General features: G+C 76.1%; 15 protein-coding genes. 7 read left to right on the forward strand and 8 right to left on the reverse strand.

Annotation, left to right across the window (positions count from 1 at the left end; translation table 11 throughout):
* The first annotated feature begins 2 nt into the window (after positions 1-2).
* The 3 genes from VM636_RS26575 to dmpG are packed head-to-tail and all read left to right on the forward strand — an operon-like array spanning position 3 to position 2,793.
* Positions 3-827, forward strand: a complete 825-nt coding sequence (locus VM636_RS26575) for a fumarylacetoacetate hydrolase family protein (protein WP_030422833.1) — start codon at positions 3-5, stop codon at positions 825-827.
* Positions 824-1,768, forward strand: coding sequence for an acetaldehyde dehydrogenase (acetylating) (locus tag VM636_RS26580; protein WP_030422834.1), 945 nt, complete (start codon positions 824-826; stop codon positions 1,766-1,768). Before VM636_RS26575 ends, VM636_RS26580 begins: the two co-directional genes overlap by 4 nt.
* On the forward strand, positions 1,768-2,793 hold the full coding sequence (gene dmpG, locus VM636_RS26585) for a 4-hydroxy-2-oxovalerate aldolase (protein ID WP_030422835.1): 1,026 nt from the start codon (positions 1,768-1,770) through the stop codon (positions 2,791-2,793). The genes VM636_RS26580 and dmpG overlap by 1 nt, the downstream gene beginning before the upstream one ends.
* 361 nt (positions 2,794-3,154) lie before the next feature.
* On the opposite strand, the gene VM636_RS26590 is transcribed toward dmpG, so the two are convergent.
* Positions 3,155-3,931, reverse strand: coding sequence for an IclR family transcriptional regulator (locus tag VM636_RS26590; RefSeq protein WP_030422836.1), 777 nt, complete (start codon positions 3,929-3,931; stop codon positions 3,155-3,157).
* A gap of 108 nt (positions 3,932-4,039) precedes the next feature.
* Here VM636_RS26590 and VM636_RS26595 point away from each other — a divergent pair, with 108 nt between their 5' ends.
* From VM636_RS26595 to VM636_RS26605, 3 genes are read left to right on the forward strand one after another with little or no spacing between them, the layout of a single operon-like run.
* Entirely contained in the window at positions 4,040-5,209 is a 1,170-nt protein-coding gene (locus VM636_RS26595) for a cupin domain-containing protein (RefSeq protein ID WP_030422837.1), read from the forward strand.
* Entirely contained in the window at positions 5,206-6,054 is an 849-nt protein-coding gene (locus VM636_RS26600; RefSeq protein ID WP_030422838.1) for a fumarylacetoacetate hydrolase family protein, read from the forward strand. Before VM636_RS26595 ends, VM636_RS26600 begins: the two co-directional genes overlap by 4 nt.
* The gene (locus VM636_RS26605) at positions 6,054-6,764 is read left to right on the forward strand and encodes a maleylpyruvate isomerase family mycothiol-dependent enzyme (protein ID WP_030422839.1); all 711 of its coding nucleotides are present in this window, start codon (positions 6,054-6,056) and stop codon (positions 6,762-6,764) included. Before VM636_RS26600 ends, VM636_RS26605 begins: the two co-directional genes overlap by 1 nt.
* A 378-nt stretch (positions 6,765-7,142) precedes the next feature.
* Here VM636_RS26605 and VM636_RS26610 read toward each other — a convergent pair whose 3' ends face one another.
* A complete protein-coding gene (locus tag VM636_RS26610) occupies positions 7,143-8,516 on the reverse strand; it encodes a deoxyribodipyrimidine photo-lyase (RefSeq protein WP_030422840.1) in 1,374 nt (457 codons plus the stop codon).
* Between the two features lie 229 nt (positions 8,517-8,745).
* Entirely contained in the window at positions 8,746-10,002 is a 1,257-nt protein-coding gene (locus VM636_RS26615; protein ID WP_030422841.1) for an MFS transporter, read from the reverse strand.
* A gap of 310 nt (positions 10,003-10,312) precedes the next feature.
* Between VM636_RS26615 and VM636_RS26620 the strand changes: the two genes are divergently transcribed.
* Positions 10,313-10,852 (forward strand): putative immunity protein, encoded by a 540-nt coding sequence (locus VM636_RS26620; RefSeq protein ID WP_338485885.1) that lies wholly within the window; start codon positions 10,313-10,315, stop codon positions 10,850-10,852.
* Between the two features lie 165 nt (positions 10,853-11,017).
* Here the strand turns inward: VM636_RS26620 and VM636_RS26625 are convergent, their stop codons facing one another.
* The 5 genes from VM636_RS26625 to VM636_RS26645 all read right to left on the reverse strand — a co-directional run bounded on the left by VM636_RS26625 (position 11,018) and on the right by VM636_RS26645 (position 15,898).
* Complete coding sequence (locus VM636_RS26625) at positions 11,018-11,452, reverse strand: VOC family protein (RefSeq protein ID WP_030422843.1); 435 nt, start codon at positions 11,450-11,452, stop codon at positions 11,018-11,020.
* Positions 11,453-11,604: 152 nt separating this feature from the next.
* Positions 11,605-12,855, reverse strand: coding sequence for an MFS transporter (locus VM636_RS26630; protein ID WP_338485886.1), 1,251 nt, complete (start codon positions 12,853-12,855; stop codon positions 11,605-11,607).
* Positions 12,852-13,991: a PLP-dependent cysteine synthase family protein gene (locus tag VM636_RS26635; RefSeq protein ID WP_338485887.1), complete on the reverse strand. Its 1,140-nt coding sequence runs from the start codon at positions 13,989-13,991 to the stop codon at positions 12,852-12,854. Before VM636_RS26635 ends, VM636_RS26630 begins: the two co-directional genes overlap by 4 nt.
* A gap of 121 nt (positions 13,992-14,112) precedes the next feature.
* Positions 14,113-14,553 carry a hypothetical protein gene (locus VM636_RS26640; RefSeq protein WP_158786542.1) on the reverse strand — a complete coding sequence of 147 codons (441 nt, stop codon included), beginning with the start codon at positions 14,551-14,553 and terminating at the stop codon, positions 14,113-14,115.
* 337 nt (positions 14,554-14,890) lie between these two features.
* On the reverse strand, positions 14,891-15,898 hold the full coding sequence (locus tag VM636_RS26645) for a HEAT repeat domain-containing protein (RefSeq protein ID WP_338485888.1): 1,008 nt from the start codon (positions 15,896-15,898) through the stop codon (positions 14,891-14,893).
* Position 15,899: the final 1 nt, after the last annotated feature.

Consider the following 15,899-nt stretch of genomic DNA (forward strand, 5'->3'; position numbering starts at 1 on the left):
CCGTGACCGACAACGAAGCGCTCGCCTCCGCGAGCAACTCCGCCATCGCCGCCGCGGTCGCGCGGCTCGCCGAGGCGTCCGCCTCCGGGGTGCCGCGCCCGCCCGTGCGCGACCTCATCGGCCGCGACGACCTCGCCGCCGCGTACGCCGTCCAGGCGGCGCTGACCGAGCGCCGGCTCGCCGCGGGCGCCCGGACCACCGGCCGCAAGATCGGCCTGACCTCCGAGGCGGTGCAGCGCCAGCTCGGCGTCGACCAGCCCGACTTCGGCGTCCTCTTCGACGACATGGCCCACACCGACGGCGCCACCGTCCCCGCCGGGAGCGTGCTCCAGCCGCGCGTCGAGGCGGAGGTCGCGTTCGTGCTCCGCGCCGGCCTGGCCGACGGGCCGCTGGACACCGAGCAGGTCCGCGACGCCGTCGGGTACGGCGTCGCCGCGCTGGAGATCTGCGGCAGCCGCATCGCCGACTGGGACATCAGCCTCGCCGACACCGTGGCCGACAACGCCTCCGCCGGCGCCTACGTCCTGGGGACCGACCGGCGCACCCTGGCCGAGACCGAGCCGGCGGACGTCGTCATGTCGATGAACGTCAACGGCACGGAGGTCTCCACCGGCACCGGCGCCGCCTGCCTGGGCGACCCCCTCGCCGCCGTCGCCTGGCTGGCCCGCACCGCCCGCGCCTTCGGCGAGCCGCTGCGCGCGGGGGACGTCGTCCTGTCCGGCGCGCTCGGCCCCATGCACCCGGTCTCCCCGGGCGACACCGTCACCGCCACGCTCTCCGGCTTCGGCTCCGTGACCGTCCGCTTCGGGACGGGGGAGGCGGCATGAGCGCGACGAAGGCAGCCATCATCGGGTCCGGGAACATCGGCACCGACCTGATGATCAAGGTGCTGCGCGGTGCCGGGCACCTGCAGATGGGCGCCATGGTGGGCATCGACCCCGCCTCCGACGGTCTGGCCCGCGCCTCCCGGCTCGGCGTCCCGGTGACCCACGAGGGCGTGGACGGGCTGATCGGGCTCCCCGGATTCGACGAGATCGACATCGTCTTCGACGCGACCTCGGCCGCGGCCCACACGGCCAACGCCGCGCGGCTGGCCCCGTTCGGCAAACGGCTGATCGACCTCACCCCGGCCGCGATCGGACCCTACGTCGTGCCCGCCGTCAACCTCGACGAGCACCTCGACGCCCCGAACGTCAACATGGTCACCTGCGGCGGCCAGGCCACGATCCCGGTCGTCGCCGCGGTCGGCCGCGTCGTGCCCGTGGAGTACGCGGAGATCGTCGCGTCCATCGCCTCGAAGTCCGCCGGCCCCGGCACCCGCGCCAACATCGACGAGTTCACCGAGACGACCTCGGCGGCCATCGAGCGGGTCGGCGGCGCCCGCCGCGGCAAGGCGATCATCATCCTCAACCCGGCGGAACCGCCGCTCATCATGCGCGACACGGTCTTCTGCCTGGTCACCGCGCCCGACCCGGACGTCCGGGAGGAGATCAAGCGCTCGGTGGAGGCGATGACCGCCGACGTCGCCGCGTACGTGCCCGGCTACCGGCTCAAGCAGGAGGTGCAGATCACCGAGATCCCCGCGGACCACCCGGCGGACACCCTCCTCGCCGACGGCGCGACCCGCCCCACCCACCAGGTGTCGGTCTTCCTGGAGGTGGAGGGTGCCGCGCACTACCTCCCGGCCTACGCCGGCAACCTCGACATCATGACCTCCGCCGCCCTGCGGGTCGCGGAGCGCCTCGCGGCGCGAAAGGCAGGCCACTGATGGGCATCCCGGTCTTCATCCAGGACGTCACACTGCGGGACGGCATGCACGCCGTACGCCACCGGATCACCCCGGACGACGTCCGGCGCATCGTCACCGCGCTCGACGAGGCCGGTGTCGACGCCATCGAGGTGGCGCACGGCGACGGACTCGCCGGCGGGTCCGTCACCTACGGACCCGGCTCGCACACCGACGGAGAGTGGATCGAGGCCGCCGCCTCGGTGCTCAAGCGCGCCCGTCTGACCACGCTGTTGCTGCCGGGCGTCGGCACCCTCCAAGACCTGCGCAGGGCCCACGACCGCGGGGTGCGCTCCGTGCGGATCGCCACGCACTGCACCGAGGCCGACATCTCCGCCCAGCACATCGCCGCGGCCCGGGACCTCGGCATGGACGTCGCCGGTTTCCTGATGCTCTCCCACATGGCCCCGCCGGAGGAACTGGCCCGGCAGGCCAAGCTGATGGAGTCCTACGGCGCCCACTGCGTGTACGTCACCGACTCCGGCGGCCGGCTCACCATGCGGGACGTGGCCGACCGGGTCCGCGCCTACCGGGACGTCCTGGACGCCGGGACCGAGATCGGCATCCACGCCCACGAGAACCTGTCGCTGTCGGTCGCCAACTCCGTCGTCGCCGTGGAGAACGGCGTCCGCCGCGTCGACGCCTCGCTCGCCGGCCACGGCGCGGGTGCGGGCAACTGCCCGCTGGAGGCGTTCGTGGCCGTCGCCGACCTGTCCGGATTCGAGCACGGCTGCGATGTGTTCCGGCTCCAGGACGCCGCCGACGACCTGGTGCGGCCCCTCCAGGACCGCGCGGTGCGCGTCGACCGGGAGACGCTCACCCTCGGATACGCGGGGGTCTACTCGTCCTTCCTCCGCCACGCGGAGGCCGCCGCCGGCCGGTACGGGGTCGACGTCCGCGACATCCTCATGGAGTGCGGCCGGCGCCGGCTGGTGGGCGGGCAGGAGGACATGATCGTCGACATCGCCCTGACCCTGGCGGCCGGGCGCGAGGCACGGCCGGAGTGACCATGGCCCGCCCCGTCCGTCCGCCCGTTCGGCGCGGCGCGGCGCGAGCGGCGCGCCGCCGAGTGCCGCCGGCGCGTCGGCCGGTTCGCGCGGGGGGCCACCGGGCGGTTTGCCGTCGGTCGTCCGCGGGGGTGCCGTGGGCATCCTCGCGGACGACAGATCGAGCCCGCGAGGAGTGCGACCGGCTCGTGACGGACGTCACCGCCCACCACTGACACCGCCCACCACTGACACCGCCCACGACCGGCACCGGCCGCCGAGGCCGGCGGGCCGCCGGGCGCGGCGGGGACGCCGAAGGTGAACGCGAAGCCGGCACACCCGCCGGTGTCGCGCGCCCGTCCGTCGCGCCGCGGGCCGGGACTCACCCCTGTCCGGCCAGGTCCCGCTCCAGGGCGCGGGCCGCGGTGTCGAGGGCGGCGACCAGGGCCTGGAGGTGGTGCGGGTCGTAGCGCACGCTCGGCATCGAGAGCGAGAGGCCGGCCAGCGCGGCGCCGTCCGCGTCGCGCACCAGGACCCCGACGGCCACCAGCCCGCGTTCGGAACGCTCCCGGTTCACGGCGAACCCGTTGCGCCGCAGCCGCCTCAGTTCCGTCCGCAGCCGGGCCAGGTCCGGCCGCTCCGCCGGACGGTCGCGGTAGCGGTCCTCGAAGTAGACCTCCTCCAGTTCCTCGTCCGGGAGGTCGGCGAGCAGCAGCAGCCCCGCCGTCGTGCGGTGGGCCGGGAACACCATCCCCTCCCGGGAGCCGACCCGCAGCGTCTGCCGGCTCTCGACGCTGGCGATGAAGCGGGCCGTGTCCCCGGTCCGCACGATCAGGCTCGCGGTCTCGTCCAGCAGGTCCACGACCCGGTGCAGATGGGGCAGGGCCGCCGCCCGCAGCCGGGACACCAGCGACTGGGAGTGCGCCGCCAGTTCCAGCACCGGCCCCGCCCGGTAGACGCGGTCCTCGCCCTGCACGGCGAAGTCCCGGTAGACCAGCATCGCCAGCACCCGGTGCGCGGTCGAGCGGGCCACCCCCAGCCGCTCGGCGAGCTGCGAGACGGTCGCCCCGCCCTCCATCTGGAGGATCGTCGCCGCGCGCAGCGCGTGGTCCACGCTGGCGATCGGGTACGGCGGCGGCGTCTTGAGCGGTTTGTCCATGGCGCGGCCCTTCCCGGAACGAGCCGCCCGGACCTCTCCCCGGCGACCCGGGATTCTGCTTTCCAGAATCCTCGTGTTCTTCCTGAGGATAAGGCCCAGGCTGGGAGCGTGACTGACACCTCCCTCGCCCACGACATCGGCACGGGTTCCCCGGTCCGGCTCCAGGCCGTCTCCGCGCAGGGGCAACCCGAGGTCACCCCGGCACTCGAGGAGCTGTACCGGGGCTTCGAACAGGAACTCCTCGTACCGCTGTGGACCGAGATCGGCGACCTGATGCCCGCCCACCCGCGCTCGCGCGCCCTGCCGCACCTGTGGCGCTGGCGGCGGCTGCGGGAACTGGCGGCCCGCGCCGGCGATCTGGTCCCCGTCGGCCGCGGCGGCGAACGCCGCGCCATCGCGCTGGCCAACCCCTCCCTAGGCGGCCGGCCGTTCGCCACCCCCACCCTGTGGGCGGCGATCCAGTACCTCATGCCCGGGGAGGACGCCCCCGAGCACCGGCACACCCAGCACGCCTTCCGCTTCGTCGTGGAGGGCGAGGGCGTGTGGACCGTCGTCGGACGCGACCCGGTGGCCATGCGGCGCGGCGACTTCCTGCCCCAGGCCGGCTGGAACTGGCACGCCCACCACAACGCCACCGCCGAGCCGATGGCCTGGATCGACGGCCTGGACATCCCGTTCCAGTACGCCTGCGAAGCCCAGTTCTTCGAGTTCGGCCGCGACGAACTCGGCGACGACGAGCGCACCACCCCCGACCGCTCCCGCTCCGAGCGCCTCTGGGGCCACCCCGGGCTGCGCCCGGTCTCCCAGGGCACCACCGGCGCCGGCTCGCCGCTGCTCGCCTACCGCTGGGAGCACACCGACCGCGCCCTCGCCGACCAGCTCGCCCTGGAGGCGGAGGGCCACGCCGGCACCGTGGAGCCCGGCCACGCCGCCGTCCGCTTCACCGACCCGGCCACCGGCGCCGACGTGCTGCCCACCATCCGGGCCGAGGTGCACCGCATCGCCCGGGGGGCCGAGACCGCGCCGGTGCGCGAGACCGGCTCGTCGGTCTACCAGGTCTTCGACGGCTCCGGCACCGTCACCGTCGGCGAGACCTCCTGGTCCGTGACGCGCGGCGACCTGTTCGTCGTCCCGTCCTGGCAGCCGCTGTCCGTGCGCTCCGAGGCCGGTCCCGACGACTCCGACTCCGGCGCGCTGGACCTGTTCCGGTTCGGCGACGCCCCGATCTTCGAAGCCCTGCGGCTGAACCGCACCCACGTGGAAGGAACCCCCCGATGAAGCTCGCCACCCTCCGCACCGGCGGCACCACCCGCGCCGTCCGGCTCGACGGCGACCTCCTGGTCGACCTCGGCGCCGCCGACCTGGGCGCGCTCCTGGCCCGCGACGACTGGGCCGAGCACGCGGCGGCGGTCACCGCCGGCGACGCGCGCACCTACCCCGCGGCCGGAGCCGACTTCGCGCCCCTCGTCCCCAGCCCGTCGAAGGTGGTCTGCGTCGGCCTCAACTACCGCAACCACATCCAGGAGATGGGCCGGGACCTGCCCGAACACCCCACCCTCTTCGCGAAGTTCGCCGACTCGCTGATCGGCGCCACCGACGACATCCAGCGCCCCGAGGAGACCGGCGCCTTCGACTGGGAGGTCGAACTGGCCGTCGTCATCGGCCGGCCGGTGCGCCGCGCCCGGGGCGAGGAGGCCGCTCGGGCGATCGCCGGCTTCACCGTCCTGAACGACATCACCTGCCGCGACTGGCAGTTCCGCACCCGCGAATGGCTCCAGGGCAAGATGTGGGACTCCTCCACGCCCGTCGGCCCCTGCCTCGTCACCCCCGACGAACTGCCCGGCGGCGTCCGCCCCGCCCTCGACGTCCGCCTCACCGTCGACGGCGAGGTCATGCAGTCCGACACCACCGGCGACCTGCTCTTCGACCCCGTCGACCTGGTCGAGTACGTCTCCACCGTCACCCGCCTCCACCCCGGCGACATCATCGCCACCGGCACCCCCGGCGGTGTCGGCCATGCCCGCACCCCGGCCCGCTACCTCACCGGCGGCGAAGTGGTCGTCACCGAGATCGAGGGCATCGGCCGCCTGGAGAACCGGGTCGTGGCGGAGAAGTCCGCCTGATGGCCCGCACCTTCGACGACGCCCGCCGCTGGACCGCCCTCGGCACCTCGCTGGTGCTGCGGGCCGCGGCCGGCCTCGACGACACCGCCTACGCCGAGTCCGGCCCCCTGCCCGGCTGGAGCCGCGCCCACGTGGCGGCCCACGTCGCCGCCAACGCCGAGGCGCTGTCCCGCCTGGTCCACTGGGCCGCCACCGGCGAACCCACCCCGATGTACGCCTCGCCCGAGGAACGCGCCGCCGGCATCGCGCGGGGCCGCGCGCTGTCCGCCGCCGCGCTCACCGCGTGGCTGCGCGAGAGCGCCGAGGCACTGGAGAGGGGGATGGACGGACTCGACGAACGGCAGTGGCGGACCGAGGTCGTCACCGCGCAGGGCCGGACCGTACCCGCCACCGAGGTGCCCTGGATGCGCGCCCGCGAGGTGTGCGTGCACGCCGTCGACCTGGCGGCCGGCGTCTCCTTCGCCGACCTGCCGGACGACTTCCTCGCCGCCCTGTGCGACGACGTCGTGGCCAAGCGCTCCGCCGCCGGCGGCCCGGCCGTCGCCCTGCGCCGTCCGGCCGGCGGGGCCGGCTGGGACCTGCCCGGCGACGGCGAGGCCGCCCTCGTCACCGCGGAACTGCCCGCCCTCGCCGCCTACCTCACCGGACGGGACACCGGCCCGCTGGCCGCCGACGGCACCCCCGCACCCGCGCTGGGCCCCTGGCTCTGACCCGGCCCGCCCCGTGCTGCCTGGGCACCGCGCACGCGACGACCTGCCGCGCGGTGCCGACCACCACGTGCGGCAGAGCGGACAGGAGGCCGAGCGGGCTCGCCCCCGGCGGGCGAGCCCGGCCCGGCCACCACGCACAGCGGCCGTCGTGCCGCCGCTCGCGCGGGTACGGGGGAGAGGTGCCCCTCGGAGCCCGGCACCACGTCGACGCCCCGGCCGGTGAGGGCGGCCCCGGCCGGCACCGTGATCGTGCATGGCCGCGGCGTGGCGTGCGGGGCGCCCCCGGCGAGCGGCCGTGACAAACAGGCCCCCGATCTCCGCGACCAGGCGGGCGGCGCCGGTGCCGGTCGAACGCGGGGGCGGCCCGACGGCCCCCGGTCAGTCGCGGCCCCGGGCGTGCCGGAAACGGGCCAGCCCGTCGGCGAGGTCGACGAGCGGGGCCGGGTACCCGAGGGCCGCCCGCCGCTCCTCGGGGAGCTTCCACGGCTCGTGCACCGCCCGCCCCTCCACCCCGGCCAACTCGGGCACCCAGCGCCGTACGTAGGTCCCGTCGGGGTCGAACCTCCGGCCCTGGACCACCGGGTTGAGGACCCGGTTCGGACGGGTGTCCGTGCCGGTGCCGGCGACCCACTGCCAGTTGAGCTGGTTGTTGACGACGTCGCCGTCCACCAGCAGGTCCAGGAAGTGCCGGGCGCCGATCCGCCAGTCCACGTAGAGCGTCTTGGTCAGGAAGCTCGCCACCAGCAGGCGGGCCCGGTTGTGCATCCAGCCCTCGTGGCGCAACTGGCGCATCCCGGCGTCGACGACGGGGTAGCCCGTACGGCCCTCGCGCCACGCGGCGACGTCCTCGGCCGCGTCCCCCTCGCCGCGCCAGCGGTCCCGCCGGGTGCGATAGTCCGCCACCGACGACTCGGGCCGCGCGGCAAGCACCTGGTGGTGGAAGTCCCGCCAGCACACCTGGCGCACGAACGCCTCCGCGCCCGGCCCGCCGCGCTCCCGGGCCCGCCGCACCAGGTCCACCGGCGAGAGCGCGCCGAAGTGGAGGTAGGGCGAGAGCCGGGAGGTGCCGTCGCCCGCCAGATCGTCGTGCCGGTCCCCGTACCGGTCCAGGCCCGAGCGCGACCACCGTGAGAACCGCTCCCGCCCGGCGCTCTCCCCGCCCGCCGGCACCCCCGCCGAGACACCGGACACCCGCTCCCGCGCGGGCAGCGGCCCGCCCACCACCCCCTCGGGCACCCGTACGGTGCGCGGGGCGGGCAGCGGATCGCGCAGCGTCTCGTCCGACCAGCGGCGGAAGTACGGCGTGAACACGGCGAAGTGATCGGAGCCCGCGGGCGTCACCGCGCCCGGCGCGACGGCGGTGACGACCGCCTCGTGCACGCGCAGCGCCACGCCGCTCCCGCCGAGCGCCTCGCGGAGCCGTTCCTCACGCCGGTGGGCGTACGCGGTGACGCCCGCGGCGAGGTGCACCTCGCCCGCCCCGCACTCGACGGCGACCGCGCGCACCTCCCGCTCGACCGGACCCGAACGGACCACCAGCCGCCCGCCGCGCCGGCGCAGCGAGGCGTCGAGATCGCCCAGGCAGTCCGCGAGGAACGCCCGCCGGTTGGGCGCGTCGAAGCCCGCCGCGTGGATCCCCGGGTCGAGCACGAACAGCGGCACCACCTCGTCCGCCGCCCGCAACGCGGCACGCAGCGGCGGATGGTCGTGCAGACGCAGGTCCGAGGTGAACAGGACGACGGCGACGGTCATGGCGTCACTCCAGGTGCGAGAGTGCGGTCGTACGGGCCCGTACGAGGCGCGGGCGCGCGGCCCGCCCGGTGAACGCCCCGGAGCCCGCCGAGGAGACGGCCTAGCGGAACACCACGGCCGAGACGGCGAACGTCCCGCCGCCGGCAGGGGCGTGGGGTGGGTGGGGGCGGGGTGTCGCCACCCTGGTGTGGGCGGGGTGCCGACCCGCACCGTGGCCGCCGGCCGGCCGCTACGCCTCGGCCGGGGCGCTGCGGGCGGCGCGGCGCAGGGCGTCCGCGTCGGTGCGCGCGTCGTAGGTGAGCAGTCTGGGCAGCGCGACGGCGAGCAGGCCGACGGAGGCGACACAGGCGAGACCGCCGGTCCAGACGGCCGGCCGGACCCCGGTCCAGCCGGCCATCGCTCCCGCCCGGACCTGCCCGAGCTGCGGGCCGACGCTGTAGGAGAGGACCTCGATGCCGGCCAGCCGGCCGCGCAGTTCCTCGGGGATGGTCTGGTTCCAGATCGTCGAACGGCCCAGTCCGCTCAGCATGTCGCCCGCCCCGGCCACGCCCAGGCAGACCAGCACCAGGCCGACGTTCCCGGTCCAGCCCGCCGCCGCGATGGCCAGCCCCCACACGGCGGCGCCGAAGACGACCAGCCGCCCGTGGCGCCGGGTGCGGGAGACCCAGCCGCTGGTCAGGCTGACCAGCAGCGAACCGACCGACCCGGCGGCGTACATGAGGCCCAGCGACCACTCGGCGTCCAGTTCCTGGGCGAGGAACGGGAAGATCGTGTTCGGGAAGGCGAAGAACATCGCCGCGAGGTCCACGGCGTAGGTGCCCAGCAGGACCGGGCGCGACCAGGCGTAGGCGGCTCCCTGGGCGATGCCCCGCAAGGAGGGCCGCCCGGCGTTCTCGGCGGGCGGCGCGGGGGCGAGCCGGAGGCACATCGCCACCGAGACGACGAAACAGACGACGGTGGTCCCGTACGCGGGGACGTTGCCCCCGTAGGCGACGACCAGTCCGGCCGCGGCGGGCCCGAGGATGGCGCCGGCCTGCCAGCGCAGGGCGTTCAGCGCGGCGGCCGCGGCGAGCTGGTCGTGCGGGACGATCCGGACCAGCAGCGAGTCCAGCGCGGGCCGTTGCAGCCCGGCGAGGGCGGCCACGCACCCCGCCACGACGTACAGCGGCCACAGCAGCGGCTGCGGCAGCATCGCGTTCACCAGCAGGACGACCGCCAGCAGCCCGAGCCCCGCCTCGGTCAGCGCGATCACCTTGCGGCGGTCCACGGCGTCCGCGAGCGCGCCGCCGTAGAGCCCGAACACGACCAGCGGCACCAGCTCGACGGCGCCCATCGCCCCCACGGCGAGGGGCGATCCGGTCAGTTCCTTGATCTGGAGCGGGAGCGCGATCAGCGCCATGACGCTTCCGAAGTACGTGATCAGCCCTTGTCCCCACAGGAGCCGGAAGTCGCGGGAGGACCGCCAGGGCGAGAGGTCGGGCAACACCCCGGCGAGCTTCGCGAACCGGCTGGACTTCGGCGGTTCCGCGGTCTTCGCGGGCTTCTGGCGGGGGGACAACGGATGGACTCCACGGTTCCGGACACGGGAGGCGCGGGCTCACCCGCCCCGGCGCACTGGCGGACGTGGTGGAGTGGAAACAGGCCCCCGAAACAGCGACTTAGGCAAGGCTTACTCGCCGCGATGGACTGTACGGTGTGTCCCCCCTCGTCGCAATCGCGTTTCCGGCGGCCCCTCTCCGGGCCGCCCCGGGTGCCCGGCCCGGCGCCGATGCCCGCTCGGCAGCGATGATGGGCCCATGACAGGAGAACCTCAGGAGGTCATGCTCGGCACCCAGGACCTCCGTGACGTCACCGCGTTCGCCGCGGCGTGCGCCGAGCCCGCGCTGCCCCTGTTCGAGGCCGAGCGGCCCGACGACCCGCGGCCTCGCGAAGCCGTCGCCACCGCCTGGGAGTTCGCCCGTGGCGGCGCGCGTGGCAAACCGTTGCGCGACACGGCGGCGGCGGCCCTCAAGGCGGCCGGGTCGACGCACACGGCGGCCGGCCGGGAGGCGGCCTGGGCGGCGATGTCCGCGGCGGCCGCCGCCTACCTGCACCCGCTGGCGAAGTCCACCCAGGTCAAGCACATCCTCGGAGCCGCCGCCCATGCCGCGAGGGCCGCCGAACTCGCCCGGGGCGACGACCGGGGCGTGGGCACCGGCCACCTGGAACGGGCGGCGCGCCACGCCACACCGGCCGTCGCCGACGTGCTGAAACGCTTCCCGGCGGCACCGGACGGCGGCGGCCGCGTCGGCCAACTGATCCGCCTCCTGGACACGGCCCTCCGCACGCCCGGGTAGGAGCCGCCTCCCGGAGGCACCGCCCGGCGCACGCCGGGCAGGGGTGGCCGGGTCCCGGGCGACGTACCCCGCACGCCGCGCAGTCGGCCTCTCGCGGACACCGCCTCCGCCCGCCCGGACCGGGCCGGACTCACGGGCCCGCGGGCGCCGTGGCGGACCGGAGGCTCAGTCGAGGCAGAACTCGTTGCCCTCGACGTCCTGCATCACGATGCACGACTCGTTCTCCTCGTCGGCCTCCAGCACGCGCACGCACACCGCGCCGAGCGCGGTCAGCCGCTCGCACTCGGCCTTGAGCGTGGCGAGGCGCTCCTCGCCGACCAGCCCGGTGCCGGCCCGCACGTCGAGGTGCACCCGGTTCTTGACGACCTTGCCCTCCGGCACGCGCTGGAAGTACAGGCGCGGGCCCGCCCCGGAGGGATCGGAGCAGGCGAAGGAGGCGCCGCGCCGCTCGGGAGGCAGCGAGCGCTCGAACTCCTCCCACGTGGCGAACCCCTCCGGCGGCGGCGGGACGACGTACCCCAGCACTTCGCACCAGAAGCGGGCGACGCGCTCGGGCTCCGCACAGTCGAACGTGATCTGGACCTGCTTGATCGAAGGCATCGGCGCACGATAGCAAGGGAGTCCGCCGGCGACACGCGAGTTTCGGGGATGGCCGGATGCCACCGCCGAACACTCCGGACCCGTCCCGAACGGGGCCGCCGCGGACCGTGCCGGGCGGCCCGGCCCCTCGCGGGCCGCCCGGGGACCGGCGCCTACGCCGCGACGGGCACCGGCGCCGGCGCGGTGAGGCGGCCCGTCCGGGCGAGGGCGGCGACCGCCGCCGCGCAGGCCGTCCCGGTCGCGGTGAGCGCCGCCCAGGTCAGCCAGGCCGCCCCGTGCCGGCCGGCGTAGTCCCACAGCGCGCCGGTGGCGAGGTTGCCGAGCGTGATGCCGAGCCCGGAGACGGTGTGGTAGAGGCCGTAGTGGGTGGCGACCAGACGGTTTCCGGACAGGGCGACGACGGTGTCCATCTCGAACGGGTAGACGATCGCGGAGCCGGCCGCGAGCAGGACCACCGCCGCCATCAGCGAGACCAGCACGGCCGCGCGCAGATCGCGGGGGCTGAGGGCGAGGGGGACGAAGGCGAGTCCCATCGTCGCCAGCCCGCGGACGAGGGCCTGCGCGGGCCGCCAGCGGCACTTCGCCCAGCCGGTCAGCCGGAGTTGGCCCGTGACGGCCACCGCGGCGGAGAGCACGAAGAGCCCGCTGGTGACCGCCGTGGCCCGGCTGCCGAGGGCGTCGGCCGCGGCGAGCGGCAGCGCCAGGTAGACCTGGAAGGTGAGGACGTAGGAGCCGATCATGGCGGCGGAGAAGAGGAGGAACGGCCGGTTGCCGACGACGCCGCGCCACTGCGCGGTCACGCTCTCCGGCCGGGCGGCGCCGTTCTCCCGCCGGTGCGCGGGCAGCGCGCGGCCCTGCAGCAGGGCGAGGACGGCGAAGATCGCCGCGGCGACGGTGCACACCAGCCGGAAGTCGGCGGCCAGCAGGGCGAGTCCGACGAGCGGGCCGAGCAGCATGCCCGCCTGGTAGTACACGTTGAAGGTGGCGAAGGCGTCCACGCGGCGCTCACCGGCCTCCGCGGCGAGGTAGGCGCGCACGGCCGGGTTGAACAACGCGCCCGCGAACCCGGTGGCGGCGGAGGCGGCGACGAGCGCGGGGAGGCTGTCGACCCAGCCCAGCAGAGCGAAGCCGAGGGTGCGCAGGAGGCAGCCGGTCATGATGGGGATCTTGTAGCCGAGGCGGTCGGCGAGGGTGCCGCCGATGAGGAACAGACCCTGCTGGGAGAAGTTCCGTACGCCCAGGACGAGTCCCACGGCCCAGGCGGCGAGGCCGAGCCCGCCGGACAGGTGCGCCGCCAGGTAGGGCATGAGCATGTAGAAGGCGAGGTTGATGCCGAACTGGTTGGCCATCAGCAGCCGCGCGCCGGGGGAGAAGGAGTGGGTCTGCCGCCACAGGTGCTTCACCGGGCCGCTCCCGCGAGATCGTGGCGGCCGGGCCGGGCCAGGGGGTCGGTGACACGGGTGCAGCGGGTCCAGCGGGCGACGGCGCGGTCCCGGCCGTCGGTGATCTCGTCGGGGTCGTCGGCGGGCGGGCGGCCGAGGAGCCCGTTGCGGTGGCAGTACGGATCGTCGAAGACGGTGCCGACGTAGCGTTGCGGACCGTCGGGGAAGACGGCGACGATCCGGTTGTCCGCCGGGAGGGTGCGGGCCAGCCAGCGGGCGGCCAGGGCGACGGCGCCGACGCTCCAGCCGCCGGTGGCGTAGTGGTGGCGGGCCAGGTGCCGCGCGGCCCAGACGGCCTCGGGCGCGGCGACCCAGTGGACCTCGTCGAAGAGGCCGTAGGCGACGTTGCGGGGGAAGACGCTGGAGCCGAGGCCGCGCATCAGGCGCGGGGCGGCGGGCTGGCCGAAGATGGTCGAGCCGGTGGTGTCGACGCCGACCACGCGCAGGTGGGGGAAGTGGCCGCGCAGCACACCGCCGACGCCCGCCGAGTGGCCGCCGGTGCCGACGGAGACGACCAGCGTGTCGACGCGGCCGAGTTGGGCGACGAGTTCGCGGGCGAGCGGGGCGTACGCGGCGACGTTGTCGGGGTTGTCGTACTGGTCGGGGCACCAGGCGCCGGGGTGGGCGGCGAGGAGTTCCGTGACGCGCCGGCGGCGCGCCTCCTGCCAGCCGCCGTCGGGGTGCGGGGCGGTGACGACGTCGATGCCGGCGCCGTGGGCGGTGAGCAGCCCGGTCATCAGCGGTTCCAGGCCGGGGTCGGTGACGACGGTGACCGGGTGCCCGTGGACGGCGCCGGCCAGGGCCAGCCCGAGGCCGAGGGTGCCGGAGGTCGACTCGACGATGCGGGCGCCGGGCACGAGGTCGCCGCGTGCGCGGGCGGCCCGGACCATGTGCAGGGCGGTGCGGTCCTTGATCCCGCCGGGGTTGTGGCCCTCCAGCTTGGCCCAGAAACCGCGTCCGGAGGCGGTGAAGGGCCCGCCGATCCACAGGACGGGGGTATCGCCGACGAGGCCGGCGGCGGAGCGCAGGGGGTGTCGCACGGCGGCGGCGGGCACCTGCGCGGGAGCGGGCGGCGGCGCGGCGGTGAGGTGGTTCATGACGTGCTTCTCCTGCGGCCGGCGCCGGACGGGCGGCCGGCCGGTGGGGTGGCGAGGGGCGGCGGGAGAGGAGTGGTCGCCGTACGGCCCGTACGGACGCGGGCCTCGCGGCGACGTCCTTTCAGGTCCGCCACACCCCGAGCCCGGCCCGGGTCCGCCCCGCGTCCGGTGCCGCCGCCCGCGCCGGGCCGGACGGGTGCCCCGGAGCGGCGGGGGAGAGGACGGCCGGGGCGCCGGCGGCCGGGGCGGCGGAGAGCCCGGCGCCGGCCGGCTCCGGCTCGCGCGGTCCCCGGACCGTCGGCTGGTCCGCGTCCCCGCACGGGGACCAGGTCCCGGAGGCCGGGGCGCCGTGCCCCGCCGCCTCCGCCCTCGGGGGCTCCGGCGGCAGGAGGCCACCGGGGGCCGCCGGGGCGGCGGCCAGGGCGTCCGCCCGCGGGGCGGGGCCCGGCGTCGGTCCGTGCGCGCACCCGAGGAGGTGTACGAGCGCGGCCAGCAGCACGACGAGCACCGCTCCGGTCCCCCTGACGGAGCGGTTGCCGCGCACATCCGACCCAGCCCGCATGACCGCGAAGCGTAATCGCCGCGCCACGTGGCGTTCCGGTCGGCGGTCTCGGGCGCCGGGGCGGGGCGGGACGGCCGAAACGCCCGCTCACCAGCCTCGACAGGCGTTCCGGCCGGCCGTGACGCCCCCCGCCGCCGACCCCTCGCCGGTTCCGAGATCATCACAACGAGGGACCCGGCCCCGGGCGGAGCGCCCGGCGGATCCGCCGGGCCCGGACACCGGATCGCCGCGGTGCCTCCCGCCCGCCCGGCGGCGTCAGCCGTCCTCGTCCTCCGCCGCCGCCCCCGGCTCCGTGCCGCCCCGCCCCCGGTTCCGTGCCGGTCCGGGCCGCGCCGGGCTACCGGTCGGTGTCGCGCAGGGTGAGGACGTAGGCCGCCGTCACGGCCACGCCGCGGTCCGCGTCGTGGGACAGACCGGCCAGGGCGCGTGACGCCGTCTCCCCGGGGATCTCCGCGAGCGCCTGCGCCAGCCGGCGGCGGGCGGCCGGCCCGAGCGTGCCGTCGGCGAGGCGGCCGACGAGCCCGTCGGCGATCCGCTCGGCCAGCGCGGGGTCGGCCGCCAGCGCCCCGAGCGCGTCGGCCGCGTCGACGTCGTTGCCCTCCTCGACGGCCAGGCCGATGAGGACCGGGATCGCGTCGGCCACGCCCCGGGCGCCGAGGGCCGGGGCCGCGTGCCCGCGGACCACCGCGTCCGGGTGGGCGAGCGCGTCCCGCAGCACGTCGGTCGCCGCCTCGTACGGCAGCTCCGTGAGCGCCCGGACGGCACGGCGGCGCGCCTCGGGCGCGGGGGAGTCGAGCCCCTCCGCCAGCAGGGCCGCCGCCTCGGTGCCCGACTGGGCCAGAGCCCAGCGCAGCGCGCCGGCGACATGCGGGTCCGCCTCGTTCAGTACCGCCTCGACCAGCGCCTCCACCGGTACGGGGACACCCTCCACCGCCGACAGCGCGGCCCGCTGCCGTGCCCCCGGACTCCGCGAGCGCAGTGCCTGGAGCAGCGCGACGGTCCGCAGGACGTCCTCCCAGCCGGCGGGTTCCGCGGCGCCGATGCGACGGAGCCGGGTGAGCAGTTCCGTCTCCGCCGCGAGGCGTTCCCGGGTACGGCGGATGAGGTCGTCGACCAGCTCCGCCGGGGCGAAGTCCGGGTCGTCGAGGGCCCGGCGGACGTCAGCGAGCGACAGCCCCAGCGTCCGCAGGCTCTCGATGTGGAAGACGCGCCGGATGTCCTCGCCGGAGTAGGCGCGGTAACCGGAGGCGGTGCGGTCGGTCGGCCGGACGAGCCCGAGCGACTCGTAGTGCCGGAGCATCCGCGCGCTGACCCCGGACCGCCGCGCCACCTCACCGATCAGCACC

This window comes from Streptomyces sp. SCSIO 75703 (assembly GCF_036607905.1).
Lineage (GTDB): Bacteria > Actinomycetota > Actinomycetes > Streptomycetales > Streptomycetaceae > Streptomyces.

Bases quoted from the DNA above. Each gene is read 5' to 3' on its own strand.
- VM636_RS26600 (WP_030422838.1), top strand. From the start codon at position 5,206: ATGAAGCTCGCCACCCTCCGCACCGGCGGCACCACCCGCGCCGTCCGG.
- VM636_RS26605 (WP_030422839.1), top strand. From the start codon at position 6,054: ATGGCCCGCACCTTCGACGACGCCCGCCGCTGGACCGCCCTCGGCACC.
- VM636_RS26620 (WP_338485885.1), top strand. From the start codon at position 10,313: ATGACAGGAGAACCTCAGGAGGTCATGCTCGGCACCCAGGACCTCCGT.
- dmpG (WP_030422835.1), top strand. From the start codon at position 1,768: ATGGGCATCCCGGTCTTCATCCAGGACGTCACACTGCGGGACGGCATG.
- VM636_RS26580 (WP_030422834.1), top strand. From the start codon at position 824: ATGAGCGCGACGAAGGCAGCCATCATCGGGTCCGGGAACATCGGCACC.
- VM636_RS26610 (WP_030422840.1), bottom strand. From the start codon at position 8,516: ATGACCGTCGCCGTCGTCCTGTTCACCTCGGACCTGCGTCTGCACGAC.
- VM636_RS26590 (WP_030422836.1), bottom strand. From the start codon at position 3,931: ATGGACAAACCGCTCAAGACGCCGCCGCCGTACCCGATCGCCAGCGTG.
- VM636_RS26640 (WP_158786542.1), bottom strand. From the start codon at position 14,553: ATGCGGGCTGGGTCGGATGTGCGCGGCAACCGCTCCGTCAGGGGGACC.
- VM636_RS26625 (WP_030422843.1), bottom strand. From the start codon at position 11,452: ATGCCTTCGATCAAGCAGGTCCAGATCACGTTCGACTGTGCGGAGCCC.
- VM636_RS26635 (WP_338485887.1), bottom strand. From the start codon at position 13,991: ATGAACCACCTCACCGCCGCGCCGCCGCCCGCTCCCGCGCAGGTGCCC.